Below are 25009 nucleotides of genomic sequence, written 5' to 3' on the forward strand. Positions count from 1 at the left end.
TCATGCTGGTAACAGAAGAGCAACAACAGATCGCCGACGCCGTGCGCGACTTTGCCCAGGAGCGGCTGAAGCCGTTTGCCGAGCAATGGGACAAGGAGCACCGCTTTCCGAAGGAAGCCATCGAAGAGATGGCCGCCCTCGGCCTGTTCGGCATGCTGGTGCCGGAGCAGTACGGCGGCAGCGACACGGGTTACATAGCCTATGCCATGGCCCTGGAGGAGATCGCCGCCGGTGACGGCGCCTGCTCGACGATCATGAGCGTGCACAACTCGGTGGGTTGCGTGCCGATCCTCAAGTTCGGCACCGAGGCGCAGAAACAGCAGTTCCTCGCGCCGCTGGCCAGCGGCGCGATGCTCGGCGCCTTCGCCCTGACCGAGCCCCAGGCTGGCTCCGACGCCAGCAGCCTGAAGACCCGCGCCCGCCTGGACGGCGACCACTATGTTCTCAGCGGCAGCAAGCAGTTCATCACCTCCGGGCAGAATGCCGGGGTGGTGATCGTCTTCGCCGTCACCGACCCGGACGCTGGCAAGCGCGGCATCACCGCCTTCATCGTGCCCACCGATTCACCGGGCTACCAGGTGGCACGGGTCGAGGACAAGCTCGGCCAGCATGCGTCCGACACCTGCCAGATCGTCTTCGACAATGTGCGGGTGCCGCTAGCCAATCGTTTGGGCGAGGAAGGGCAGGGCTACAAGATTGCCCTGGCCAACCTCGAAGGCGGGCGCATCGGCATCGCCTCGCAGTCGGTGGGCATGGCCCGCGCCGCCTTCGAGGCGGCCCGCGACTACGCCAACGAGCGGCAGACCTTTGGCAAGCCATTGATCGAGCACCAGGCCGTGGCTTTCCGCCTGGCCGACATGGCAACGAAGATTGCCGTGGCCCGGCAGATGGTGCTGCATGCCGCCGCGTTGCGCGACGCCGGGCGCCCGGCGCTGGTGGAGGCGTCGATGGCCAAGCTTTTCGCCTCGGAAATGGCCGAAAAGGTCTGTTCGGATGCCTTGCAGACCCTGGGCGGTTATGGCTATCTGAGCGACTTCCCGCTGGAGCGCATCTACCGCGACGTGCGGGTCTGCCAGATCTACGAAGGCACCAGCGACATTCAGCGCATGGTCATTGCGCGCAATCTTTGAAGGAGCAGTCTGCATGGCATTCGAAACCATCTTGTTGGACATCCATGGCAAGGTCGGCCTGATCACCCTCAACCGCCCGCAGGCGCTCAATGCGCTGAACGCGCAGATCGTCGGCGAGATCAACCAGGCCCTGGACCAGCTGGAGCGTGACCCGAACATCGGTTGTGTGGTGCTCACCGGCTCAGCCAAGGCCTTCGCCGCCGGTGCCGACATCAAGGAAATGGCCGAGCTGCAATACCCGCAGATCTACGTCGACGATCTGTTCAGCGATTCCGACCGCATCGCCAACCGGCGCAAGCCGATCATCGCCGCGGTGTCGGGCTTCGCGCTCGGCGGAGGCTGCGAGCTGGCGATGATGTGCGACTTCATCCTGGCCGCCGACAACGCCAAGTTCGGCCAGCCGGAAATCAACCTCGGCGTGCTGCCGGGCATGGGTGGCACCCAGCGCCTGACACGTGCGGTGGGCAAGGCCAAGGCCATGGAACTGTGCCTCACTGGCCGCCTGATGGGCGCCGAGGAAGCCGAGCGTGCTGGGCTGGTGGCGCGTATCGTGCCGCAGGCCGAGTTGGTGGAAGAAGCGCTGAAAGTGGCAGCGACCATCGCCAGCAAGTCGATCCCGGTCAGCATGATGATCAAGGAAAGCGTCAACCGCGCCTTCGAAGTGACGTTGAGCGAAGGCGTGCGCTTCGAGCGCCGGGTTTTCCATGCCGCGTTCGCCACCGAAGACCAGAAAGAAGGCATGGCGGCGTTCATCGCCAAGCGCGAGGCGCAGTTCAAGGACCGTTGAGTCCGACGGGGCGCTGGCAGGCCAGCGCCCCTTGGGGCTTACAGGTTGAAGAAGTATGCGCTGGCGGCCGCCGTGGTGATCGGCGCGCGGTAGACGTCGGTGACCGTGCCATCGGCCTCGGTCACCTGCCGGCCTGCGGCATGGCGTTGAGCCAGGGTCTTCAGGTGCCCCGCGATGAAGTCGCGCTTGGCGGCTTCCTGGGTCGGGTAGTGGAAGTGGGCATACCACAGCGCCTTGCCGTCATGGCTGATGCTGTATTCATCAAGAAAATCGGCAGGGCGCCCCTTGACCCTGGCCAGGCGTACCCGGGCCCCGACCTTCGCCAGTTGCACCTGGCCTCGCTCGATCAAGAATTGCACGTCGCTCATGCGAGGCCGCTGTGTCAGGGCGGCCTCTATCCTTAGCTGGCTCGCCTTGTTTTGCAGCTCCTCGGCCAAGGCACGCAAGGACTTGGCGGTGCCTTCGGCGTCCAGCCCCTTGACGCCTTCGTCGGTTGCATTGTCCTGGGTCAAGCGTGCCTCGATGGCCTCGACCTGGCCGAGCAGGCGTGCATGCTGATGGAGGATGGACTCTTCGATTTCCACCGGCAGGTAACGGTTACCCGCCTGCTGCACTTTCGCCAGCTCCATGCGCGCATCGCTCATCAGCCCCGCACTGCTCTTCAACAGGCGCTTGAGGCTCCGCTCGCTGTCTGGTTGCGCTAACTTGGCGGGCTTGAGCTCTACCCAGTTGCCTTGCTTGAGGTGATAGGTACGAGTCGGAGTCTTGCTGTCCGGGCCAGGCAGGTCGACAGTATTGACATCATCTGCTCGGGGTTCGGCCAGCAATACACCGTGTTCGGTGGTTTCGATCAGCCCAGGCATCTTGTTGTGCAGCTGTGCCAGGGTGCGTACAGGTGGGTAGTCCGGCAGTTCCTTCAGGTCTCGCGTGATTTGCGCGATGATTTCATCCAGTTCGCTTTGTAACTGTTGCGCTGTCTGCAGTGCGGCATCGCCCTTGGTCAGGTCGATGAGGTTGCGCAGTTGTCGGTTGGCGGCCTCCAAGTGACCCTTGATGCTTTGTAGCAGGCGCGTGCTGACCTCTGGGTCCGGCTGCGACAACCTGAGCAATTTGGCGCGCTGGGCAATCCCCAGCTCCACGTTGCCCCAGAACCGGTCCGGCCAAAAAGGCGCATCGCCTTTGAGACCGTGTACCAGGGTCATGCGATTGAGCAGCCCCTCCAGGCGCAGAAAACGCAAGATCAGCGCGCGCTCGGCGTTGGCCGGCACGGTGGCGGCCAGATCGCGCCATTGGCTGATTTCAGCAAAGCGTGGACTGGCCAGTCTGGCCAGTTCGTCCTGGCACTGACGCAGCAGCGTATTGTTTTCGGTCATTCGTTCGAGCAGGGGGGCCAGTTTGTCCAGCCGCTGCGTGGCAATCCGTACGTCTGCCGCGCTGTGCAGCTGCCCTTGTTGTTGCCTGGCAACCTGCAGCAACTGTTCGCGACTGGGCTGGTAGCGCAGGTACAGGATCTTGTGCAGGACGCGCTGGCAGAAACTGACGTTGTACACGGCGTAGGCGTGGACTTTCCTGAAATCCTTGACCGCTTGTAGCGCGTTACGGGTCTTCAGGTGTTCGAGGTGATCTTCCCAGAAGCGGGAGACGGCGCTGATCCGCTCCTGGCAGGTGCCCAATACCTTGTCATCGGTCGTGGCGCTGGCCAGGCCTTCGAGGGTGGTCATTTCGCGGAGCCTGGCTGGAATGACTTCCTTGTCTGCCTTGATCACCTCGTTGGCGGCATGCAGGGCGTCCTGTTTTTCCAGTTGGAGCCTGCGCAGTTGCTCTGACAGTGGCATGCCGCCCTTCAGGCCTAGCCTGAGATCGAGTTGCCAGGCCCCGGCTTCATTTGTGTGTAGCCAGGGGCCCAGGGTCTGGTTTTGCCCGACAATGCGCATTTGCTGGCGAGCAGTGTCTTTCATGAGTTCGTAGGCTTTACCTTCAAGTACCGCGTAGAGCGCCGTGTCGTAAAGGTACAGGCCTTGGAATTCGCCAGCCGGTATCGGCGAGCCGAGGTCCGTGGCCGGGACTTTGGCTTGCAGTTGCTCAAGCTGCTTGCGCTGTGCCAGGGTGAGCGTGCGGTCAGGCCGGGCCCAGCTAAAGTCGAGAATGCAGGCGTGGCCAGCGGTCACCTCAGGGATAGTGAATTCGGCTTGCGTTGGGGCGTGGGGCAGCTCAGGGGGGGACGGTGCTCGCGCCTGCTCCAACCGTAGCCGGAAGATCGAGTGGGAAAACAGCAGCATGGCGATGTTCACCAGCAGGTCGACCATGGTCAGGCGATGTTCGGTAGGGTCACGTTCACCGTCAGAGGTGACGAACCGAGCCAAGGCCAGTTCCATCTGTGCCAGCCAGGCGATCTTGCCCAGGGTACTGCCGGCCAGTGGCAGCAAGGTATTGAACAGTAGCCAGCCGAGCTCCTTCCAGTGGTTCCAGCGGGTTTGCGACGTGCTGACGGCCTGCGCCTCGAAGCGCGCGATGGATTCGTCCACACAGGCGAGGTAAAGCGCCTGGCCCACGTCATCCTTGGCAGGCTCCAGCGCCAGCCTGACGGGCGCAGGTGCACCGAACGGCACGGCGCTGGTGTCGTCCAGCGGCACGAACAGGTGCGGCTCGAGGAAGCCGCCATGGGCGTAGAAGCGCCTATCCTCGGCCGGCAGGCGCTGCAGCAGGTCGTCCTGCAGGTTCCCAGGTGTGCTGATGGCGACGAACAGCGCCAGGCGGTCGCCGAAGTACAGCAGCGACTCTTCATGCAGGGGGCGATACAGCAGGCAAGCCTCGCCATTGGGGGCCTGTGCCTCAATGAGCCAGGTATTGCAAGGGTGATCTGCTGCCGCACCAGGATATCTGACGAAGCCCAGCGGGCGCATGACCCAACTGGAGTCCGCCATCGAGGGGGTAGACGAGAACACCTGGCTGACATGATCGACGATTTGCCTGTCGGGGATCTTGCCTTGCAGGTGAAGCTCCATGGCCAGTACCGGCAGTTGTGCCCCAAGTTGTGCCTTGAGCAACTGTTGTCGGCGCTGCCGTTGGGTTGCGTCGTCCAGGAGCTCGCGTCGCAACAGGGCCGGGTAGTGGGTGGCGATATCCAGTTCGCTGACGAGCGTGCGCAGGTAGCTTTCGGTCATCCACGCGGGTAGCGCAGCGGCAGTGTTGGAGGTAAGCGTTACCCGGCCTGGCTTGAGCAGCCCCAGGTTGCCAATGGCCAGCTGGGCCAGGGTGAACGCTACTGGGGTCACCTCGCCGCTGGTTACGATCGAACCTCGCACGGGGGCTGCGGCGGCGGTCACCTGGTAGTTAATGATGCGGACCTGTCCAGGTGTGCAGGCATCATCGGGATGCTCGGCCGCCAGGCGCAGGGCCAGCTGCTGGTTGGCAAATGCCTCGGGGGTGGGGATGTCGTCCAGCCAGAAGCGCCCCTTGGCCTCGTGATAGCGCTGTGCGACATCGACCAGCAGGGTGCTGAAAAGCATCAGGGGGCGGCTCGGGGCGTTTCGCAACCAGTCGGGCAAGTGTGCTGAGAGCGAGCGGCGCTGGGCCTCCTCGATGTTGCTGCAGAGGTCGACCATGGAGGTGAAACGGTCGAGCTCCAGGCTCAGGGTGAGCGCATCACGCGCGCTGTGGTAGCGCGAGGCGAGGGTGTCGATGACGCGCAACTGCTGGTTCAGCAGGCCCAGTGCCTGGTCCTCGAAGATTGAAAATGCGACGGGTGTGATATCGATGCGCAGCGGGGCTTTCGGGGTAGTGCTGGCATGGTAACGCGCGATGGTCTCCAGCAAGGCCTGACGCGAATCGAAACTGAGCAGTTTGCCGCTCAGGGTGTAGAGCAGGGTCAGGTCACGCGCGGGGTCGCCATCGGCATGCTCGATCAGCACCGCGCTGGCAAGATCCACGTCGAGGTTGCTGTTGTTCGCATAATCGACCCGCAGGCCGGAAACAACGATACCATTGGCATTTGGCCATTCACTGCGCTGGGCCGCTTCTGGGTAGTCATGCACCAGCCTCGCGGTCGCCATCGCGACCGCTGGCAAGCTGGCGGCGGTAGGGTGAGCCTCGATGGCGGTTCGCAGTTGTTGGCGCAGATCGTTGGCGTACCACTGCCAGGGGGTTTCACCGCTACTGTTGAAGGCGCACCAATAGCCAATGAGTTGCTGTTGGTGAACGGTGAGCAGCAAAGGACCTGCATCGTTGATGAGCAGTTCGACCTCGTGCAGGTCGATGTTCACCGTGGCATCGGCGGCGTCCGGGTGTGCAACCAAGGCGTCGGCGCCGCCAGCCAGGTTAAGCGTGCGGCGCAGACAGTAGCGTTCGACCAGTGTTTGTGCCAGAGGCCTGATGTAGGTATTGTCGGTTTGCGGATGACGCGTTTTCAGGAATAGGCTCAGCGGGTTGTATTGGCGGCTCACATGACGTTGTAGCCATTGATCGAGGAGCAGGTGTTCGGCGGTTTCCAGCAAGGTCGGGCGGTCGTTGAAGCGCTTGGCGACCTTGCAGTCGAGGCGGCTGAACTGTGCCAGGCGTTGTTGCAGGGTGTCGTTCATGGCAGTGGCCTGTGGGTAGATGAGCTCCATCAAACCCGGTGCTGTCCACCGCCCTGCGCTAGCCGACTACCACCCTGTCGCCGGCGTCGCTGGCCCGATAAGGCGATATTTGTTGCGGCATATTGCCTGCTTGCGCCTACCAGGCGCATTGCGACCGTGGAATACGACACCAACGGGCGGATTCCTGCTGATTTCAGTCAATTGCGCCGTCATTTCTGTTGCCCACTGCCGCTTGGCACCTTAGACTGCCGCCCCCTGTAAAAAGAGTGCCGGTTGGCGCTTGAAGAATTTCGTCGCCGACGCAGCAGCGTCGGCGGCAACCGAATCGCCCATATGCACATTTTTTCATAGAGAAATCGATGACCAAGGAACAGTTGCTGGCCATGTCGGCCGATGACTACATGAACGCCGAGCAGCTCGCGTACTTCACCGCGCTGCTGCAGGCGATGAAAGTCGAAACCCACGAGCGCATCGAACTCAGCCGCACCGCCATCGAAAGCCTGGATACCCCGTCGGATCCCGCTGACGTGGCCTCGGTCGAGGAAGAACGCACCTGGCTGGTCAATGCCATCGACCGCGATCAGCGCCTGCTGCCGCAGCTGGAAATGGCCCTGGACCGCATCACCGAGGAAAGCTTCGGCTGGTGCGACGACAGCGGTGAGCCGATCGGCCTGAAACGCCTGCTGATCAGCCCGACCACCAAGTACTGCATCGAAGCCCAGGAGCGTCACGAACAGCTCGACCGCCACCAGCGGCAGATCTGATCCAACGCCTTGCGCAAGGCCCCACGGAGCGATCCCTGGGGCCTTCGTGCTTTCTTGCCTTGCATCAAGTGCGACCGCCTTGCCTCCCTGAAGGCATGGATAATGGCTTTATAGTGGCGTTTAATGGCGCAACAATAACGACATGCGGATGGACCACGAATGATGCGAGAAGGATCTCTATCGGTCGGTGAAACACCTCGGCCTGTGCCTGGCCGAACAGGTGCTGGCGTTGCCCTGTTGCAGGGTGTTGCCCTGTGCGCACTGCTGGCCGCCATGGCGTATGCCGGGCTGGCGTTGTACCTGGCCGTGCCCCTGGCGCTGCTGGTGCTGTGGCTACCGCGTGGACGGCGTGCCCCAGTGCCTGCGGTTACGCCCACCGTGCAGGACGATGACCTGCTGCAAGAGCTCGCGCGCGGCACCAGCCATAATGCCCTGTCCGCCGCCGCAGTGGCCCATTCGGTGCAGCAACTGGCGGCGCGGGTACAGTCGCAACTGGGTGCGGCCCAGGAGATCGTCGGCAGTGCCGAGATCATGATCACCACCGAGCAGGCCACCGCCCAGCTCAGCCAGCAGGCCTTGGCCGCCGCGCGCTCGGCCCATGACAGCAGCGTCGCGGGCAGCGCCGTGCTGGGCGAGTCGATACAGCGCATGCGTGACCTGAGCGAGCGGGCCAGCGCCAGCCGCGAGTTGATCGAGGCGTTGCACCAGCGTAGCGAGGATATCGCCCGGGTTACCCTGGTGATCCAGGCAATTGCCAGCCAGACCAACCTGCTGGCGCTCAATGCCGCCATCGAGGCGGCGCGGGCCGGCGAGCACGGCCGTGGCTTCGCGGTGGTCGCCGATGAAGTGCGCGGCCTGGCCGGGCGCACTGCCAGTGCCACCGAGGAGGTCGGGCAGATGGTGGCCGACATCCAGGCACGCACCGCCCAGGTGGTGGCGCAGATCCGGGGGTTGGCCGATGAGTTGGGCGCCGGGGTCGAGCAAGTCGAGCAGACCGGTGGGCAGCTGGCGCAGATCGCCGAGCTGGCGGCCAGTGTCGAAGGCCAGGTCAGCGAGATCGCCGAGGGTACGCAGACCAACCAGGCCCAACTCGATACCCTGTTCCAGGCCGTGGCCCAGGTGCGTGGCGACTTGCAGGTCAGTGATCAGCAGACCCGGCGGCTGGCCGAAGCGGCGGTGCAGATGGAAGGACAGGTCGAGAACCTCAGCGAACGCCTGGCCGAAGTGGGGCTGGACGTCTATCACCAGCGGGTGTTTGAACTGGCCCAGGCCGGCGCCCGGCAGATCGGTGAGCGTTTCGAGGCGGATATCGATCAGGGGCGGATCAGCCTGGACGACCTGTTCGATCGCCAGTACCGACCGATCGCCGGCATGCAGCCACCGCGCTTCAGTACGCGCTTCGACCCTTACACCGACACCGTGCTGCCGCAAATTCAGGAGCCGCTGGTGCAGCACGACGGGCTGGTCTATGCCATCGCCTGCACCCAGCAAGGGTATGTGCCAACCCATAACAGTGCCTTCAATCAGCCGCTGACCGGCGATCCGGCGCACGACACCGCGCACAATCGCAGCAAACGCATTTTCGACGATCGTACCGGCAGCCGTTGCGGCAATCATCAGCAGCGGGTGCTGTTGCAGACCTACACCCGTGACACCGGGGAGTTGATGCATGACCTGTCGGTGCCGATCTTCGTCCAGGGCCGGCACTGGGGTGGGCTGCGCCTGGGCTACAGGCCTGAACCCGGGCTGGATTGAGCGGATTTATTGCCGTAGCTGCAATACAGCTGTACCTGGCGGCGCTTTTTCCCAGGCAGGGCAGGCCGTATCATACGCACATCGTTAGGTTGCTAATTAAATTCCGGGGGGAATGATGAATAGCCAAGTCGATGTAGCTGTCATGATCGGGACAGGCGTGCCGCGCTCAATGCAGGCCCTGGGTAACCGCGTGTGTTGGGTGGTACTGGTCGATGGCGAGCGTCGTGGCACTGCGTTCGCCAGCCGCGCCGAAGCACTGGAGTGCCGGGATGCCTGGCTGGCCCTGCTGGGCAGCTGCAAGGTGGCCTGAGGCGTTCAGCGCTCGAAATGTCGCGCCAGTGCGCAAGCCTGCTCGTGGCACTGGCGAAAACCCCTGACCCGGCCCGTATCGCGTTCGGCGATGTGGTAGAAGGCGATACCGGCGGGAATGACGATGTAGCGCGGCATATCCTGGCCGGAAATGTTACGTGCCTCTCGACGGGTTTCAGTGTTTTCGTGCATATTCGCTCTCCTGTAATGCGCGACTGAAGGCCAGCATTTCTTTCTGGCGAAAGAACCGGCGCTGTTTGTCGCATCCTTTCCGGCATTTTTGCTGTCGGACATTACGTTTCCCTTTGCGGAATCGAGCCGAAGCTTACTTCGCATCGCCGGGCGGTGGCTGGGTGAACTGTTTCCTGGTTGCCCTTGCGCCGTTGCGCGTGGACGCTTTGTCGCTTGTTTCCACGGTCCTGCGGACCTTGACTAAAAAGTGCCTGCCACCTGACGCAACCTGTGTCCGTGGCGTGGCCGTTGCAATCGATGTGAGGAGCCTTTCATTGGCAGTCAGTACACTGGATACCCATGCGTTGTTCGCCCTGGGCGACTTGCGCGCCCAACTGGTCAAGTTGTTCCACGGGCGTTTCATCTATGTCACCGAGCAGAACCCGGACGGCCTGTACATGGCCGAAATCGACACCGAAGACGCCATGGTGGTTGACGACAAGCAGCGCCTCGAATTGAAGGTGGGTGACCACTTCCGTGCTGCGGTGTTGCCCAGCCGCGAAGGCGGCAAGCTGGAATTGCGCTTTCGCGAGATCAAGCTGAACGTCTATGGCCAGGGCGACTACGCCTTTGTCTCGGTACCGGAAGGCGACGGTATCGTGTTCCGCGACGGGCATGGTGTGATGCTGGTGTTCGCTGCCCAGCAACAGGTGCAGGAAGGCCTGGGCAAGCTGCTCAAGGCGGTGACCGGCAAGGTCGCCAAATGGCGCAAGGGCGAGTTGACCACGTTCAAGGCCAGCGAATGAGCGACGAGCCCAGCTCGGGCTCGCGGGCCGACTTTCACCGCGAGCACCAGGCCCGTGCGGTGGAGGAGGCCGAGCGTCTGCTTGCGCGCCGGGATGCGCTGCACGGCGCCTGGCTGGCCTGGGTAGCCGGCGAGCTCTACCGGATGAGCCCGCCGCCTTTTGCCGCCATGGTACGCCGCGAGTTGCAGCGCCTGAGCCAGGTTTGAGCCTCAGTTGCCGCGGTCGCGCCCGCTGCTGACTTCCTCAGGTACGTTTTCACCCGAGGTGCGTTTGCGAAACAGCGCGGCCCTGGCCAACAGCAGCGTGGTCACCGGTACGGTGATCGACAGCAGGATCGGGATCAGCCACGCATGCAGCACCGGGCTCTGCTTGAGCACCGAGAAGTACAGGATCGAGGCCGCCGCCACGCACCACGCACCGATGGTCGATGCCAGCGCGGGCGGGTGCATGCGCTGGAAGAAGTCTTTCAGGCGAACCAGCCCGATGGCGCCGATCAGGGCGAACAGGCTGCCCAGCAGCAGCAGCGTGGACACCAGCAGTTCCAGCCAGAACGGCAGTTCGATAGCTTCGTTCATTCGATCACCTCGCCACGCAGCAGGAATTTGGCCAGGGCGAACGAGCCGACGAAGCCGAACAGGGCGATCAGCAGCGCGCCCTCGAAGTAGGTGTCGCTGGCGTAGCGAATACCCAGTACCAGCATCATCAGCATGCCCAGGATGTACAGGTAGTCCAGTGCCAGCACGCGGTCCTGGGCGGAGGGCCCGCGGAACACCCGGATCAGTGCCAGGCCCATGGCAATGGCGAAGATGAACAGGCTGGTGAGGACGGCATAGGCAAGCAGGCCGCTCATTCGAAGATCTCCATCAGCGGGCGTTCATAAGTGTGCTTGAAATGCTCGATGAAGGCCGTTTCGTCTTCAAGATCGAACACGTGCAGCAACAGTACGCTGCGATCCAGGGCCAGTTCCGACCAGATGGTGCCTGGCACCACGGTGGTAATCATCGACAGTGCCGCCAGACCGTGGGCGTCGCGCAGGTCCAGCGGAATATGCACGAATGCCGAGCGAGGCGGTGTGCTGCCGACCCGCAGCACGCCACGCGCCACCAGCAGGTTGGAGTGGATCACGTCGAGGCCCACTCGGCCAATCAGCTTGGCGATTGCCCAGGGCCGGCGCACATGGGCGTGCTGCGGGCGCAACGGCGCCATCAGGATAGGTGCGAGTATGCCCAGCGCGGCGCCCAGCAGCAGGTTACCCGGGCTGACCGAGAGGTTGAGCAGCAGCCACAGTGCGAACAGCGCAACGGACAACAGCGGGGCGGGGAGCAGACGGTTCATGGCTGCGCCTCCACGCTGAGGGTGGTTGGGCCGGGCAGTGGCCGGGTGGCCATCACCGCCTTGACATAGGCTTCCGGCGTGCTCAGGCTCGCGGCGGTGTCCTGGGTGTAGCGCAGCAGCGGCTCAGCCTTGAGGCTGAGGAAGATGCACAGGCCCAGGAGAATGACGATAGGCACGCATTCATAGCGACGCAGCACCGGCGAGGGGCGTTCCTCGGGCTTCCAGAAGCGCTGGATGCCCACCCGGCCGAAGGCGATCAGCGAGGCCATGCCGGACAGCACCAACAAGGTGACCAGGGTCCAGCCCGGGACGCCCAGCGGCTGCTCCGGGGTGACACCCATGCCTTGCGGGTTGAACAGCGCGCTGATCAGGTTGAGCTTGCCGATGAAGCCCGACAGGGGCGGCATGCCGATAATCAGCAGGGCGCAGGCGATGAAGGCAAGGCCCAGGAAGGCCATGGTCCAGGGAATGATCTGGCCGATCACCACCTGCTGCTCGTCGTCCAGGTTGATGCCCTTGGGTGGGTGCAGCGACTCCAGTGGCGAGGGCATTGCGCCTTCTTCATCTTCCAGCGGCGCCTCGTTGGCCGAGCGCGAACGCTCCACCAGCTCGGCCAGCAGGAACAGCGCGCACAGGGCCAGGGTGGAGCTGGCCAGGTAGAACAGCGCGGCGCCGGTGAGGATCGGCTGTCCGAAGCCGACGGCGGCGAGCAGCGTGCCGGCGGACACCAGGATGCTGAGGGCCGCCAGGCGCTCCAGGCGCTGCGCCGCGAGGATCGACATGGCCGCCACGGCCAGGGTCGCCAGGCCTCCATAGACCAGCCAGTCCCCGCCGAAGAACGCCGAGGCGCCGGCCTGGCCGGAAAACAGCAGCGTCCACAAGCGCAGGATGGCGTACAGCCCGACCTTGGTCATGATCGCGAACAGCGCGGCCACCGGTGCGCTGGCCGACGAATAGGCCGGTACCAGCCAGAAGTTCAGCGGCCAGACCCCGGCCTTGGCCAGGAAGGCGACCGCCAGGATCGCCGCGCCGGCATGCAGCAGGCCACGATCGGCTTCGGGCACCAGCGGCACTTTCAGTGCCAGGTCGGCCATGTTCAGGGTGCCGGTCACGCCGTAGAGCATGGCTGCGCCCACCAGGAACAGCGACGAAGCGAACAGGTTGATGGCGATGTAGTGCAGCCCGGCCTTGACTCGGGCGCGCCCCGAACCATGCAGCAGCAGGCCGTAGGAGGCCGCCAGCAGCACCTCGAAGAACACGAACAGGTTGAACAGGTCGGCCGTGAGGAAGGCGCCGTACAGCCCCATAAGCTGGATCTGGAACAGCGCATGGAAGCTGGCGCCGGCACCATCCCAACGAGCCCGGGCGAACAGCAGGGCACTCAGGCCGATGATGCCGGTAAGCGTCAGCAGCAGTGCCGACAGGTGGTCGACCACCAACGCAATGCCGAACGGCGCCGGCCAGTTACCTGGCAGATAGACGCCGATGGACTCCGCCTGGCCCTGGGTGCGCACCCACATCAGCAGGGTCACGGCGATGCCCAGGCCGATGGCGGTGGACAGCAGGTTCAGGCGTGCCTTCAGCCAGCGATGCTTCTCGCCGATCAGCAGCATCAGCGCCGCGGTGAGCAGCGGCAGCAGGATCGGCGCAATGATCAGTTGGTTCATCCCGCTCATTCGTCACGCTCCCGGCCATCGACATGGTCGGTGCCGGTCAGGCCGCGCGAAGCCAGCAGCACCACCAGGAACAACGCGGTCATGGCGAAGCTGATGACGATGGCGGTCAGCACCAGCGCCTGGGGCAGCGGGTCGGTGTAGTGCAGCAAATCGTGGGGCACGCCGTCCTTGATGATCGGCTCCTTGCCGATGAACAGGCTGCCCATGCTGAAGATGAACAGGTTGACGCCGTAGGACAGCAGGCACAGGCCCATGATCACCTGGTAGGTACGCGGGCGCAGGATCAGCCAGACACCCGAGGCGGCGAGCACACCGATGGCGACTGCAATGACTTCTTCCATCAGGCGGCTCCTGCTTGGCTGGACTTGGCGGGGCGGTAGGCGCGCACCGACTGGTGGGCCAACGCGGTGAGGATCAGCAGGGTCGAGCCGACCACCACGGTGTACACGCCGATGTCGAAGAACAGCGCGCTGGCCACATGCACGTCACCCAGCAGCGGCAGGTGCAGGTGGGCGGTGTGAGTGGTGAGGAACGGGTAGCCGAGCAGCATCGCCCCGGCACCGGTAAGGGTGGCGCAGAGCAGGCCGGTGCCCATCCAGCGCAGTGGGCGCAGGCTCATCTGTGCCTCGACCCACTGGGTGCCGGCGACCATGTACTGCAGGATGAACGCCACCGACATCACCAGGCCCGCGACGAAACCGCCGCCGGGCTGGTTGTGGCCGCGCATGAACAGGTACATCGACACCAGCAGGGCGATCGGCAGCAGCAGGCGCACCAGGGCGGCCGGCACCATCATGAAGCCCAGCGCGGTATCGGTGGCGTGGCGCGGGTTGACCAGGTCGGTGACCACGTCCGGTGCCAGCTGCCGCTGCTGTGCCGGCAACTGCATGCTCTCCTTGGGCGGGCGGAAACGGCGCAGCAGGGCGAACACGGTCAGCGCCACGGCCACCAGCACGGTGACCTCACCGAGGGTGTCGAAGCCACGGAAGTCCACCAGCATCACGTTGACCACGTTGGTACCCCCGCCCTCCGGCAGGGCGCGGCTGAGGAAGAACGAGGAAATGTCGTTGGGCGTCGGGCGGGTAAGCATGGCGTAGGACAACAGGGCCATGCCGCCGCCGACCAACACCGCCAGCAACAGGTCGCGCAGGCGGCGCAGGCGGGCGCGGTCCTGGCTGCCGGGCAACGGCGAGACGCCTTCGATACGCCGTGGCAGCCAGCGCAAGCCGAGAAGGATCAGCACGGTGGTCACCACCTCAACCGCCAGCTGGGTCAGGGCCAGGTCGGGCGCGGAGAACCAGACGAAGGTGATACAGGTCATCAGGCCGCACACGCCGACCATGATCAGCGCCGCGAGACGGTGGTACTTGGCCTGGTAGGCGGCGCCGATGGCGCAGGCGATGGCGATCAGCCACAACGCGACGAACACCCCGGAGCCAGGGATCTTTGGCCGCTCGCCCCAGCTCAGGCCGCTATACAGCAGTGGCGTCAGGCCGGCGATGAAGGCTGCCAGCACCAGCATGAACAACTGCGTCTGCAGGCGGCGGGTGGTCAACAGGCGCTCGAGGTGCCGGGCTATCAACATCAACCGGACCAGGCCATGCTCGAACAGGCGCTTGCCATTGAAGCGCTCGATCAGCGGCGGGTGGGGGAAACGACCGCGCTGCAGCTGCTTGCGCAGCAGCAGGTAGAGAACGATGCCGCCGCTCATGGCGATCAGGCTCATGATCAACGGCGCATTCCAGCCGTGCCAGATGGCCAGGCTGTACTCCGGCAGGGTGCCGCCGACCACCGGCAGGGCAGCGGCGGCCAGCAACGGGCCGACCGATTGCGCCGGGAAGATGCCGACCACCAGGCAGGTGAGCACCAGCAGTTCGACCGGCGCGCGCATCCAGCGGGGTGGCTCGTGGGGCGTGTGCGGCAGGTCTTCGGCCTTGGGCCCGAAGAACACGTCGACGGTGAAGCGCAGCGCATAGGCCACGCTGAAGGTCCCGGCGAGGGTGGCGATCACCGGCAGGGCGGCTTCGACCCAGGCGGTGGAGGAGATGAACACGGTCTCGGCGAAGAACATCTCCTTGGACAGGAAGCCGTTCATCAGCGGCACCCCGGCCATCGAGGCACTGGCGACCATGGCCAGGGTGGCGGTGAACGGCACCAGGCGGAACAGGCCGCTGAGGCGGCGGATGTCGCGGGTGCCGCTTTCGTGGTCGATGATGCCCGCGGCCATGAACAGCGAGGCCTTGAAGGTGGCGTGGTTGAGGATGTGGAACACCGCGGCGACCGCTGCCAGTGGGCTGTTCAGGCCCAGCAGCAGGGTAATCAGGCCCAGGTGGCTGATGGTCGAGTAGGCCAGCAGGCCCTTGAGGTCGTTCTGGAACATCGCCGCGTAGGCGCCGAGCAGCAGGGTGGCGGCACCGGCGCCGCCGACGATCCAGAACCACTCCTCGCTGCCCGACAGCACCGGCCATAGCCGGGCGAGCAGGAACACCCCGGCCTTGACCATGGTCGCCGAGTGCAGGTAAGCCGATACGGGGGTGGGCGCCGCCATCGCGTGGGGCAGCCAGAACTGGAAGGGGAATTGCGCGCTTTTGGTCAGGGCGCCGATCAGGATGAGGGGCAGCAGCACCGGGTACAGCGCATGCTGGCGGATGATGTCGCCGGCAGCCAGGACCTTGTCCAGGTCATAGCTGCCGACCACATGGCCGAGCAGCAGGGCCCCGACCAACAGGCACAAGCCGCCGGCCCCCGTCACCATCAACGCCATGTAGGCGCCGCGGCGGGCGTCGGCGCGGTGGTGCCAGTAGCCGATCAGCAGGAACGAGAACAGGCTGGTCAACTCCCAGAAGAACACCAGCTGGAGCAGGTTGCCGGAGATCACCAGGCCGAGCATGGCGCCCATGAACGCCAGGAAGAAGGCGAAGAAGCGCGGCACCGGGTCCTGCGGTGACATGTAGTAGCGCGCATACAGCGCCACCAGGCTGCCGATGCCCAGCACCAGCAGGCTGAACAGCCAGGCAAAACCGTCCATGCGCAGGACCAGGTTCAGGCCCAGGCTGGGCAGCCACAGGAATTCCTCGCGAATCACCCCGCCATCGGCCACCTGCGGGTACAGCAACGCTACCTGGACGGTACCGACCAGGGCCACGAGCCCGGCGAGAATGGACTCGGCGTTGCGTGCGTTGTGCGGCAGGACAGCCGCCAGGCAACTGCCCACGAAGGGCAGAAGCAATAGCACAATCAATGACATAGCGTTCTGTTCTGAGAAGTTTGCCAAGGATCATACGTGCCGGGGGGATGATCACCAACACGCAAGCAGTTGCAGGATCGTACAAATGTGCTGTGACAAGCTGTTTTTTTATAACAGTTTTTTACAAAGCATAGCGGGTGAGCGCATAGTCGTGGGGCTGCTTTGCAGCCCTGAGGATGTGCGGGAGGGCTACATTCCCGTCTCGCGCTGACGCGCGTCAGCGTCCGGCAATGCCTCTGCCTCATCCTGGCGACGAATCTTCAGCTCGCTCACCACCACCGCCAGCACGATCAGCACCCCGCCGATCAATGCCATACCGGGCAGCCGCTCGCCGGCAATCCGCCCGACGATACCGGCCCACACCGGCTCGCCGGCATAGATCAGCGTGGCGCGGGTTGGCGAGACCGACTTCTGCGCCCAGTTCATCGCCACCTGGATCACCGCGCTCATGGCGCCCAGGCCCACCGCGCTGGCCAGCAGCAACCAGGAGAAATCGGGGAGCTGCTCCTGGGTCGGCACGATCATCAGGAACGACAGCGCCGAGGCGGTGGCCAACTGCACCACGGTGACCCGACGCACATCCACCTTGCCCGCGTAGCGGCTGATCAGGATGATCTCGCCGGCGATCGCCACGGCGCTGACCAGCGTCACCAGCTCACCTTCGCTGAAGTGCAGCGCCCCGCCCTCGGGACCGGCCAGCAGCATCAGCCCGGCGAAGGCCAGACCGATGCCCAGGCTCGGCATCAGGCCCGGGCGGCGGCCCAGCACCAGCCATTGCAACAAGGGCACGAAGGGTACATAAAGCGCAGTGATGAATGCCGACTGGCTGCTGCTGATGGTCTGCAGGCCCATGGTCTGCAAGCCGTAGCCGAGCATGATCGACACGCCGATCAGCACCCCTGCCTTGAGTTCGGTGGCGGTCAGCCCCGCCAGCGAGCGGGCCGACACCAGGCCGACGAACAACGCGGCGGCAGCGAAGCGCAGGCCGACGAAGAACATCGGGCCACTGACGGTCATGACGTTGTGCACGATAAGGAAGGTGCCGCCCCAGAGCATGGTGATGAACACCAGCACCAGTTCGGCCTTGCTCAGGCGGAAGGTGACGGCGGGCTTGCTGGGGGAGGCCTGGCTCATGGTCTTGCGCACTCGGAAGGGGCGGCGCACAATTCGCCGCAAAGTGGGCAGTATACTGCGCACCCCCTACCAGTGAGCAATATAGTGCACAAAGATTCCGAACACCGGGCTTCGGTGCTGCAGCATGTCAGCCAGAATGTTCGCCGCCTGCGCGGTGACGCCGGCCTGAGCCAGGCCGCCCTGGCCGAGCGCTCCGGGGTCAGCCGGCGCATGCTGGTGGCCATCGAGGCCGGCGAGAAGAATGTCAGCCTCACCACCCTGGACCTGATCGCCGAAGCGCTCGGGGTGGCGTTCAGCACCCTGATTCAGGCCCCCGAGCGCCGCGACCCCAGCCGTATCGACGAGCTGGCCTGGGCCGGCGTGCACCCTGCCAGCCGCGCCGTGCTGCTGGGTAGCAGCCCGGCCCGGCGTGAGGTCGAGCTGTGGGAATGGACCCTCGCCCCTGGCGAGTGCTACGCCAGTGAGGCGGACGCCGCCGGCTGGAGCGAGCAGATCTATGTAGCCGAAGGGCGTCTGACGCTGGTCATCGAAGGCGGCGAGCGGCAATTGGGCAAGGGCGAGTTCTTCGTCTTCCCCAGCGATTGCCGCTATGCCTATCGCAATGATGGTGAGGAGGCGGTGCGTTTCGTACGCAATGTGGTGATCTGAGGGGCAGGGCACCAGCAGTTTGTCGGTGCTGACGACATCGGCATGGGCGAACGCCAACGCGCTCACCGGTCATCAGCGGCTGATCCTCAATCCTGGCTGGGCGGGTGAGGGCCAGGTCCTTCATCGGCCAGCCGGTCATGATGGTTGCGCAACGGGCACTCCTTCAGCGACATGCAGCCACAGCCGATGCAGCCATCGAGCTGGTCGCGCAACATCACCAGTTCGTCGATACGCCGGCTGAGGTCGTCGCGCCAGCGCGCCGAGAGGCGCTGCCAGTCGTCGGCGGTAGGCGTGTGGTCACAGGGCAGGGTGTCCAGGGCGCCGACGATGTCGGCCAGGGGAATGCCCAGGCGCTGGGCCATCTTGATTACCGCCACCCGGCGTAGCACGGCCCGCGGGTAACGCCGCTGGTTACCGGCGTTGCGGGTGCTGTGGATCAGGCCCTTGGTTTCGTAGAAGTGCAGGGCGGTCACCGCCACGCCGCTACGCGCGGCCAACTGGCCGACGCTGAGCAGGCGTTCCTGAGAGGAAGGGGGCTTCATCGGCAACAAAATCCTTGACCTTGAGTTAGCTAGAGGTTTTACCCTCCACGACCATCTGCTGCAAGAGCCCAAACGAGGAGAAGCAACATGGCGGCCAACACCCATTCCCTGTGGTTCACCCAGATGATCGAGTACGACGTGCCACCGCTGCGCCAGGATGCCCTGGCCGAGGCGCTGGTGGTGCGCAGCGAACACCTGGCGCAACGCTGCGATGGCTTGCTGAGCGTCAGCATCCAGGTCAGTGATGACGGTCGCCGGGTGCTTCAGCTCCTGCGCTGGCAATCGCGGCAGGCGTGGGCGGCGGCCGCGGGAAGCTTCATCGAGGAACCGTTCCTCGACCTGCTGGGCGAACACCAGGCACGCGGTGTGAACTTTGCTGCCTACCAGACCTTGCGCAGCCTGGTGCGCGGGGCCGATGGCGGTCTGCATTGCCAGCTGGGCAGTACTCAGGCGTACCAGGGTGCGTAATGAGGGTAGCGGTCGAGACGGGCTCCAATGACCATCTCGCTGATCCAGGCCGTGAGAACCGCGCTGTAGGCCTTCTGGCTTTCCTCGCTGGACAACGCATGGTCGGCGCCGTCGACCAGGCGGTGGGTCATCGAATGGGCGCTGACGAACGCCGAGCGGTAACTCATCAGCGTGCTGTGGGGGACGTAGTCATCCTGTTCGGACTCCACCAGCAGCACATCGCCGGCAAACTCGGCGCAGGCCGCCAGGGCGCGGTTGTCGGTAGGGCCGAGCGTGCGCAAGCGGTAGGCGTTCAGGCGCTGGCGATCCAGGGCCTGCTTTGGCGCGTCCCATTCATCGTCCCAGTATAGGGCCGGCACCCTCAACGCCAGCCATTTAACAGGGCGGTGTGGGGTGAGCRGGGTGGCCAGGTAACCGCCGTAGCTGCTGCCGATCACGGCGATGGCGCCAGGATCGACGGAGGGGTGGCTCGCCAGTCGGTCGTAGGCGGCGAGCAGGTCGGCCAGGTTCTGTTCGCGGGTGACGGTCAGACGCTGGCTCTCGGTCTTTTCGTGACCGCGCAGGTCGAAGGTCATGCACACGCAGCCTAAGCCGGTGATCTGCCGGGCGCGGGCCAGGTCGCGCTGCTGGCTGCCGCCCCAGCCATGGACGAAAAGAATCCCTGGCATGCGGCTGCCGGGGCTGACCAGGGTGCCGGCAATGCTTTCTCCTTCGACGTGCAGTTCCACGGTTTCACTCTCGATGGTCATGGTCGCGTATCCGTGCATATTTGCTGAGTTGTCCGAGTTCACTGTCGTGCCCCTGATAGAACAGTGTGGCGTCGGCGGGCAGTCGCGCCCGGCCGAACACCTCGTGGGTCGATGCGCATAGCCGCTGCAGCGCCGGATCCTCGGCAAAGGCCGTCAATGCCAGGACCTCGGCCGGACTGGCGCCACCCAGGCGCCAGGATTGTTCGAGCACGCCACTGCGCAGATGGCCGTGGCTGTCACGGCCGCGAGCGATGTCATAGTTACGGCGTGAAGCGACAAATCCGGGGAAGTAACGTTCGGCGGCCTGTTCGTAGGCCATTGCCTGGGTGATGGCCAGACGCAGGTGATCCGCAAGCGGTAATTGCAGCAATTTCTGGTAGTCGCCGCGCACGAGCACCAGATCGGAGCCGCCGTATACCTCGGTGCCAGCGTGGTCGCGGGTCAGGTGCTGGCTGCCGTGGTAGCTGAGGGTCAGCCCTGCTACGCGGACCTGACCGACGCTGAAGGTCTCGACGTCGTCGAGGTCTTCCTCCAGGACCAGGCCCCACAGTGCCAACGTCTGTTCGTCCATGCCTTCCAGCACCGGTTCCAGGGCCTGTGCGTCGGTTATAACCTGCTGGCCCCGACCGGCGCAGGCCTGCACCGGCTTGATGCGTACCGGCCCCTCGCGCATCAGCAACGCGGCCGCCCGGCGGGCGTCGTCCTTGGAAAACACCGAATAGCCACGGAGCAGGGAATCGCAGGCTTGCTGTGCAAACGCATCGGTCCAGCCGGGCGGGAAGCTGGCGTCGGCAGGCACTGGGTGGGAGATGGCCTTTGTAGCGAGGTGCGGATGACTGACGGCTCCGCCAAAAAGGTCGTTCTCGCCCTGGATGCCGAGCATCGCCTGATGCGCCGGATCGACCAGGGTTTCGCTCGGTACGTAGTAACAGCATGCTTCGGCGTCGGGCATAGGCGTTGGCTCGACGCGCTCGATGCCCAACAGGCGTGCCAGGTACTCGGCGATCCTCAGTTGGGTCGCCCGCTCGTGTTCGGGTGTGTACTCGCGGGTATCGAGCAGTACGACAGCGCTTTTCGGTTCGCGGGAGTGGGGCATGACCAACCTCGCGTTCGCAGGGTGTGTAAGGGGTGTGAAGGCGCGCAGGCTGTTTAGTTCAGGAGGAGGGATCGACGGTCGGCAGGGCACTTGGGGCAATGCATGCCTTGTTACGGTCGTGGTGATTGCGGGCGCCCGCCAGCTGTTTCATTATCGACGGCCTGGACCCGTCGACACCTATCCGCAGGAGTGCGCATGAACAGTCAGTCCCCGCTTCACGAATCCGTACCGGCGCGCCTTGCCCGCGTGCGCGAGGCCATGGCCCGGGAGGGCGTTGCTGCCCTGCTGGTGCCCTCGGCCGACCCGCATCTGTCCGAGTACCTGCCTGGCTATTGGCAGGGGCGGCAATGGTTGTCCGGCTTCGAGGGGTCGGTGGGCACGTTGGTGGTCACGGCGGATTTCGCTGGGCTCTGGGCTGACAGTCGCTATTGGGAACAAGCGAACAAGGAGCTGGCCGGCAGTGGCATCGAACTGATGAAGCTGCGGCCCGGGCAGCCAGGCGCGTTGGAGTGGTTGGGTGCGGAGGTCGACGGTACCGTGGCGGTGGATGGTGCGGTCATGGCAGTGGCCGCTGCGCGCCAATTGAGCGAGCGTCTGCAGGCGCGGGGCGCAAAGCTGCGTACGGATATCGATCTGCTGACCGAGATCTGGAGCGACCGGCCATCGTTGCCGGGCAATCCGGTCTACCAGCACCTGCCACCGCATGCGACCGTCAATCGTGCGCAAAAGCTTGCCGACCTGCGGGGCACCCTGCAGGAAAAAGGCGCCGACTGGCATTTCATTGCCACGCTCGATGATATTGCCTGGCTGTTCAATTTGCGTGGCAGCGACGTTTCCTACAATCCCGTGTTCGTCTCTTTCGCGTTGGTCAGCCAGGACAAGGCGTACCTGTTCGTCGGGCGCGAAAAGGTCGATGGGCACTTGCGTCAGGTGTTGGCGGCCGATGGTATCGAGGTCCGTGACTACGTAGCGGTCGGCGACGCGTTGTCGGCGATTCCGGCCACGGCCAGCCTGCTGGTGGATCCGGCACGGGTCACCCGTGGGCTGCTGGATAACTTGCATGAGCAGGTGCGGCTGGTCGAGAGCATCAATCCGACGACCTTGAGCAAGTCGCGCAAGGGTGAAGGGGATCTCGCGCATATCCGTGAGGCCATGGAGCAGGACGGTGCGGCGCTGTGTGAGTTCTTCGCCTGGTTCGAAGCCAACCAAGGGGTGCAGCACATCACCGAGCTGACCATCGATGAACGGTTGAGCGCGGCCCGTGCCCGCCGTCCAGGCTTTGTGTCACTGAGCTTTTCCACTATCGCGGCTTATAACGCCAATGGCGCCATGCCGCACTACCGCGCCACCGAGCAGTCGCATGCCGTGATCGAAGGCAATGGCCTGCTTTTGATCGATTCGGGTGGCCAGTACTTGGGCGGGACTACCGATATCACGCGGATGGTGCCGATTGGTGAGCCCAGCCGCGAGCAGAAGGCGGATTGCTCGCGGGTGCTCAAGGGCATGATCGCGCTGTCCAGGGCCAGGTTCCCGCGTGGGATCCTCTCGCCGCTGCTCGATGCCATCGCCCGCGCGCCGATCTGGTCCGACCAGGTCGATTACGGGCATGGCACCGGCCACGGAGTTGGCTACTTCATGAACGTACACGAAGGCCCGCAGGTGATCGCCTACCAGGCGGCCGCCACGCCGCAGACAGCCATGCAGCCAGGGATGATCAGCTCGATCGAGCCGGGGACCTACCGGCCGGGGCAGTGGGGCGTGCGTATCGAGAACCTGGTGGTCAATCGCGAGGTCGGTACCAGCGAGTTTGGCGAGTTCCTGGCGTTCGAGACCTTGACCCTGTGCCCGATCGACACGCGCTGCCTGTTGGTCGAGACACTGGGCGGCGAGGATATCGCCTGGTTGAATGGCTATCACCAGACCGTGCGGGAGCGGCTTGCCCCCTTGCTGGAAGGTGAAGCGCTGGCGTGGCTGGAGCGGCGGACCGCACCTCTGTGAAAGTGAAAAGGGCAGCCATTGGCTGCCCTTCATGCATCTGTTACTTGCAAATCACGATCATGCTGCGGCTGGTGTAGCCAGCAGGGTTTATGCCGAATACGTAATCGCCAGGCTCTTCGTCGGTGTCACCAGAGCGGGCGATGACCTTGTAACCCTTGCTGCTGCAGGAGCTGGCGGCCTTGCTGTAGCACTTCTCCCACGACGAGGAGAGTCCCGAGCAATTGATATGCAGGCCTTTCTTCCCTCGTTTCACCTCGGTATTGGCTGTCGCGGCACATCCAGCGATGGCCAGGATGCCCAGGATGAGCAAAATACGTTTCATTCCTGTCCTTATACGGCCCGACTACATTAACGGACCTGACGTTTGCGCTTTGCCTCTTCCCTGATGGTCTCTGGCGTCCATGTGCCGCTCAGTAGATAGCGTCAAGATTATGATCTGGTGACAGCTTAATCAGCCACGGCGGGCGGTACAAGGCTGCTGGATGCCTAAATGAAAATATTTCTCAAATCAATCGGCAGCCACGGGTGGCGCCGCTTCCCGTTTCATGGAAAGGGTAGCGCCCACCGAGGCGGTGATGATGGCGAGAATGGCCAGCCACTGCCAGAGTGTGAGCTGCTCGCCCAGGAACAGCAGCCCGGACAACGCACCAAAGGCCGGTTCGATGCTCATCAGTGTGCCGAAGGTGCGTGCGGGCATGCGGGTCAGGGCGACCATTTCCAGGCTGTAGGGTAGCGCCGTGGACAAGACCGCCACGCCCAGGGCCACCGGCAGCAGGGCAGGGGTGAGCAATGCGGTGCCGGCATGGGCTATACCGATGGGGGCGACGAACAGCGCGGCGATCACTACGCCCAGGGCGGCAGTCTGGATGCCGTTCTCGGCACCGGCTTTCTGCCCGTAGAGGATATACAGCGCCCAGCACACACCGGCGCCCAGGGCGTAGGCGGCGCCGATCGGGTCGAGGCTGGCGCCGGTCTGGCCTACGGGGATCAGCAGCAACAGCCCGGCGACTGCCAGGGCGATCCACAGGAAATCCAGCGCTCGTCGCGAGGCCCACAGCGCCACTGCGAGCGGCCCGGTGAATTCGAGCGCCACAGCGATACCAAGAGGCACGCTGCGCAGCGACATATAGAAGAGGAAGTTCATGCCGCCCAGGGCCATGCCGTAGATGATCACGCTGCGCAGGGTGCTGGCGTCCAGTCGCGCGCGCCAGGGCCTCAATATAAGCAGCATGATGATGCTGGCGAAGATGAGGCGCAGCGCTGTGGTGCCTTGGGCGCCAACAACAGGGAACATGCTCTTGGCCAGCGAGGCTCCGGACTGGATGGAAGCCATGGCGATCAGCAGCAGGCCGATGGGGAACAGCGTGGTGGCCAGGCTGCGTTGGGGGGAATTCATGTTGGGTTCCGTTGTTGTAAGCGCAAGGGTGCGCAATATAGTGCGCAGCGGGGTGTGTATTGGCAAGGTCGGGTGTTATTTTGGTAAGCGCGGCTGAGATTATGAAGCGCATGGCAGCCGTCATGCGGTACCGCGTCATGTTCCTGAAATAAAAGGTTGACGGGGTTTCAGATCCCCTTATAATGCGCCCCACTTCCAGCGACATCGGAACGAAAAACTCCTTGAATATCAATGAGTTGATTGTTTAAGAGGGTTGCGGAGGTGCTTCGGTCTCACGATCGGCAGCGGTGAAAAAGGCAGTTGACAGCAGGTTGTAACGCTGTATGATTCGCCTCCCGCTACGAGAGATCGCAGCGAGTCAAGTGTTTGAAGTGAAACGAAAAACTTCAAAATAAACGCTTGACACGAAATGAGGAAAGCG

General features: G+C 64.1%; 24 protein-coding genes. 10 read left to right on the forward strand and 14 right to left on the reverse strand.

All coding sequences use genetic code 11. The features are described 5' to 3' along the window. Window positions 1-2: 2 nt before the first annotated feature. Both ABZO33_RS23105 and ABZO33_RS23110 read left to right on the forward strand, forming a co-directional pair. The gene (locus ABZO33_RS23105; protein WP_414537928.1) at window positions 3-1130 is read left to right on the forward strand and encodes an acyl-CoA dehydrogenase; all 1128 of its coding nucleotides are present in this window, start codon (window positions 3-5) and stop codon (window positions 1128-1130) included. 13 nt (window positions 1131-1143) lie between these two features. Continuing rightward, complete coding sequence (locus tag ABZO33_RS23110) at window positions 1144-1917, forward strand: enoyl-CoA hydratase (protein WP_414537929.1); 774 nt, start codon at window positions 1144-1146, stop codon at window positions 1915-1917. 38 nt (window positions 1918-1955) lie between these two features. Here the strand turns inward: ABZO33_RS23110 and ABZO33_RS23115 are convergent, their stop codons facing one another. Further along, window positions 1956-6494 (reverse strand): hypothetical protein, encoded by a 4539-nt coding sequence (locus ABZO33_RS23115; protein WP_414537930.1) that lies wholly within the window; start codon window positions 6492-6494, stop codon window positions 1956-1958. A gap of 359 nt (window positions 6495-6853) precedes the next feature. On the opposite strand from ABZO33_RS23115, the gene ABZO33_RS23120 reads away from it, so the two are divergent. The 3 genes from ABZO33_RS23120 (at window position 6854) to ABZO33_RS23130 (ending at window position 9323) form a co-directional block, all read left to right on the forward strand. Next, window positions 6854-7258 (forward strand): TraR/DksA family transcriptional regulator, encoded by a 405-nt coding sequence (locus ABZO33_RS23120; RefSeq protein WP_046854836.1) that lies wholly within the window; start codon window positions 6854-6856, stop codon window positions 7256-7258. Between the two features lie 159 nt (window positions 7259-7417). Next, the gene (locus ABZO33_RS23125; RefSeq protein ID WP_414537931.1) at window positions 7418-9013 is read left to right on the forward strand and encodes a methyl-accepting chemotaxis protein; all 1596 of its coding nucleotides are present in this window, start codon (window positions 7418-7420) and stop codon (window positions 9011-9013) included. A gap of 115 nt (window positions 9014-9128) precedes the next feature. Continuing rightward, window positions 9129-9323, forward strand: a complete 195-nt coding sequence (locus ABZO33_RS23130; RefSeq protein ID WP_414537932.1) for a hypothetical protein — start codon at window positions 9129-9131, stop codon at window positions 9321-9323. 5 nt (window positions 9324-9328) lie between these two features. Here the strand turns inward: ABZO33_RS23130 and ABZO33_RS23135 are convergent, their stop codons facing one another. Next, window positions 9329-9616 (reverse strand): hypothetical protein, encoded by a 288-nt coding sequence (locus tag ABZO33_RS23135; RefSeq protein ID WP_414537933.1) that lies wholly within the window; start codon window positions 9614-9616, stop codon window positions 9329-9331. A 212-nt stretch (window positions 9617-9828) separates the two neighbouring features. On the opposite strand from ABZO33_RS23135, the gene ABZO33_RS23140 reads away from it, so the two are divergent. Both ABZO33_RS23140 and ABZO33_RS23145 read left to right on the forward strand, forming a co-directional pair. Continuing rightward, entirely contained in the window at window positions 9829-10299 is a 471-nt protein-coding gene (locus ABZO33_RS23140; protein ID WP_414537934.1) for a hypothetical protein, read from the forward strand. Beyond that, on the forward strand, window positions 10296-10505 hold the full coding sequence (locus ABZO33_RS23145; RefSeq protein ID WP_414537935.1) for a hypothetical protein: 210 nt from the start codon (window positions 10296-10298) through the stop codon (window positions 10503-10505). The genes ABZO33_RS23140 and ABZO33_RS23145 overlap by 4 nt, the downstream gene beginning before the upstream one ends. A 3-nt stretch (window positions 10506-10508) precedes the next feature. Here ABZO33_RS23145 and ABZO33_RS23150 read toward each other — a convergent pair whose 3' ends face one another. The 7 genes from ABZO33_RS23150 to ABZO33_RS23180 all read right to left on the reverse strand — a co-directional run bounded on the left by ABZO33_RS23150 (window position 10509) and on the right by ABZO33_RS23180 (window position 17691). Continuing rightward, the gene (locus tag ABZO33_RS23150; RefSeq protein ID WP_046854842.1) at window positions 10509-10874 is read right to left on the reverse strand and encodes a Na+/H+ antiporter subunit G; all 366 of its coding nucleotides are present in this window, start codon (window positions 10872-10874) and stop codon (window positions 10509-10511) included. Beyond that, a complete protein-coding gene (locus ABZO33_RS23155; protein WP_046854843.1) occupies window positions 10871-11149 on the reverse strand; it encodes a K+/H+ antiporter subunit F in 279 nt (92 codons plus the stop codon). Before ABZO33_RS23155 ends, ABZO33_RS23150 begins: the two co-directional genes overlap by 4 nt. Beyond that, entirely contained in the window at window positions 11146-11634 is a 489-nt protein-coding gene (locus ABZO33_RS23160; RefSeq protein ID WP_414537936.1) for a Na+/H+ antiporter subunit E, read from the reverse strand. The genes ABZO33_RS23155 and ABZO33_RS23160 overlap by 4 nt, the downstream gene beginning before the upstream one ends. Continuing rightward, window positions 11631-13310, reverse strand: a complete 1680-nt coding sequence (locus tag ABZO33_RS23165; protein WP_414537937.1) for a monovalent cation/H+ antiporter subunit D — start codon at window positions 13308-13310, stop codon at window positions 11631-11633. The genes ABZO33_RS23160 and ABZO33_RS23165 overlap by 4 nt, the downstream gene beginning before the upstream one ends. Then, on the reverse strand, window positions 13307-13651 hold the full coding sequence (locus tag ABZO33_RS23170; protein ID WP_023632557.1) for a Na+/H+ antiporter subunit C: 345 nt from the start codon (window positions 13649-13651) through the stop codon (window positions 13307-13309). The genes ABZO33_RS23165 and ABZO33_RS23170 overlap by 4 nt, the downstream gene beginning before the upstream one ends. Next, window positions 13651-16557: a monovalent cation/H+ antiporter subunit A gene (locus ABZO33_RS23175; protein ID WP_414537938.1), complete on the reverse strand. Its 2907-nt coding sequence runs from the start codon at window positions 16555-16557 to the stop codon at window positions 13651-13653. The genes ABZO33_RS23170 and ABZO33_RS23175 overlap by 1 nt, the downstream gene beginning before the upstream one ends. Window positions 16558-16746: 189 nt before the next feature. Next, the gene (locus ABZO33_RS23180; RefSeq protein WP_414537939.1) at window positions 16747-17691 is read right to left on the reverse strand and encodes a DMT family transporter; all 945 of its coding nucleotides are present in this window, start codon (window positions 17689-17691) and stop codon (window positions 16747-16749) included. An 84-nt stretch (window positions 17692-17775) separates the two neighbouring features. Between ABZO33_RS23180 and ABZO33_RS23185 the strand changes: the two genes are divergently transcribed. After that, window positions 17776-18339 carry a helix-turn-helix domain-containing protein gene (locus ABZO33_RS23185; protein WP_414537940.1) on the forward strand — a complete coding sequence of 188 codons (564 nt, stop codon included), beginning with the start codon at window positions 17776-17778 and terminating at the stop codon, window positions 18337-18339. Window positions 18340-18425: 86 nt separating this feature from the next. Here ABZO33_RS23185 and soxR read toward each other — a convergent pair whose 3' ends face one another. After that, entirely contained in the window at window positions 18426-18881 is a 456-nt protein-coding gene (gene soxR, locus ABZO33_RS23190) for a redox-sensitive transcriptional activator SoxR (RefSeq protein WP_414537941.1), read from the reverse strand. Window positions 18882-18968: 87 nt separating this feature from the next. On the opposite strand from soxR, the gene ABZO33_RS23195 reads away from it, so the two are divergent. Beyond that, on the forward strand, window positions 18969-19349 hold the full coding sequence (locus ABZO33_RS23195) for an antibiotic biosynthesis monooxygenase (protein ID WP_414537942.1): 381 nt from the start codon (window positions 18969-18971) through the stop codon (window positions 19347-19349). Here ABZO33_RS23195 and ABZO33_RS23200 read toward each other — a convergent pair. Both ABZO33_RS23200 and ABZO33_RS23205 read right to left on the reverse strand, forming a co-directional pair. After that, complete coding sequence (locus ABZO33_RS23200; RefSeq protein WP_414537943.1) at window positions 19328-20098, reverse strand: alpha/beta hydrolase family protein; 771 nt, start codon at window positions 20096-20098, stop codon at window positions 19328-19330. The two genes, ABZO33_RS23195 and ABZO33_RS23200, sit on opposite strands and share 22 nt — an antisense overlap. Then, window positions 20082-21194 (reverse strand): DUF3182 family protein, encoded by a 1113-nt coding sequence (locus ABZO33_RS23205; protein WP_414537944.1) that lies wholly within the window; start codon window positions 21192-21194, stop codon window positions 20082-20084. Before ABZO33_RS23205 ends, ABZO33_RS23200 begins: the two co-directional genes overlap by 17 nt. 195 nt (window positions 21195-21389) lie before the next feature. On the opposite strand from ABZO33_RS23205, the gene ABZO33_RS23210 reads away from it, so the two are divergent. Further along, window positions 21390-23192 carry an aminopeptidase P family protein gene (locus ABZO33_RS23210; RefSeq protein ID WP_414537945.1) on the forward strand — a complete coding sequence of 601 codons (1803 nt, stop codon included), beginning with the start codon at window positions 21390-21392 and terminating at the stop codon, window positions 23190-23192. 40 nt (window positions 23193-23232) lie between these two features. On the opposite strand, the gene ABZO33_RS23215 is transcribed toward ABZO33_RS23210, so the two are convergent. Beyond that, entirely contained in the window at window positions 23233-23514 is a 282-nt protein-coding gene (locus ABZO33_RS23215; RefSeq protein WP_046854853.1) for a hypothetical protein, read from the reverse strand. Window positions 23515-23700: 186 nt separating this feature from the next. Next, complete coding sequence (gene rhtA, locus ABZO33_RS23220; protein WP_414537946.1) at window positions 23701-24588, reverse strand: threonine/homoserine exporter RhtA; 888 nt, start codon at window positions 24586-24588, stop codon at window positions 23701-23703. Window positions 24589-25009: the final 421 nt, after the last annotated feature.

The sequence above is a fragment of the Pseudomonas sp. CAM1A genome (assembly GCF_047501685.1).
Classification (GTDB): Bacteria; Pseudomonadota; Gammaproteobacteria; order Pseudomonadales; family Pseudomonadaceae; genus Aquipseudomonas.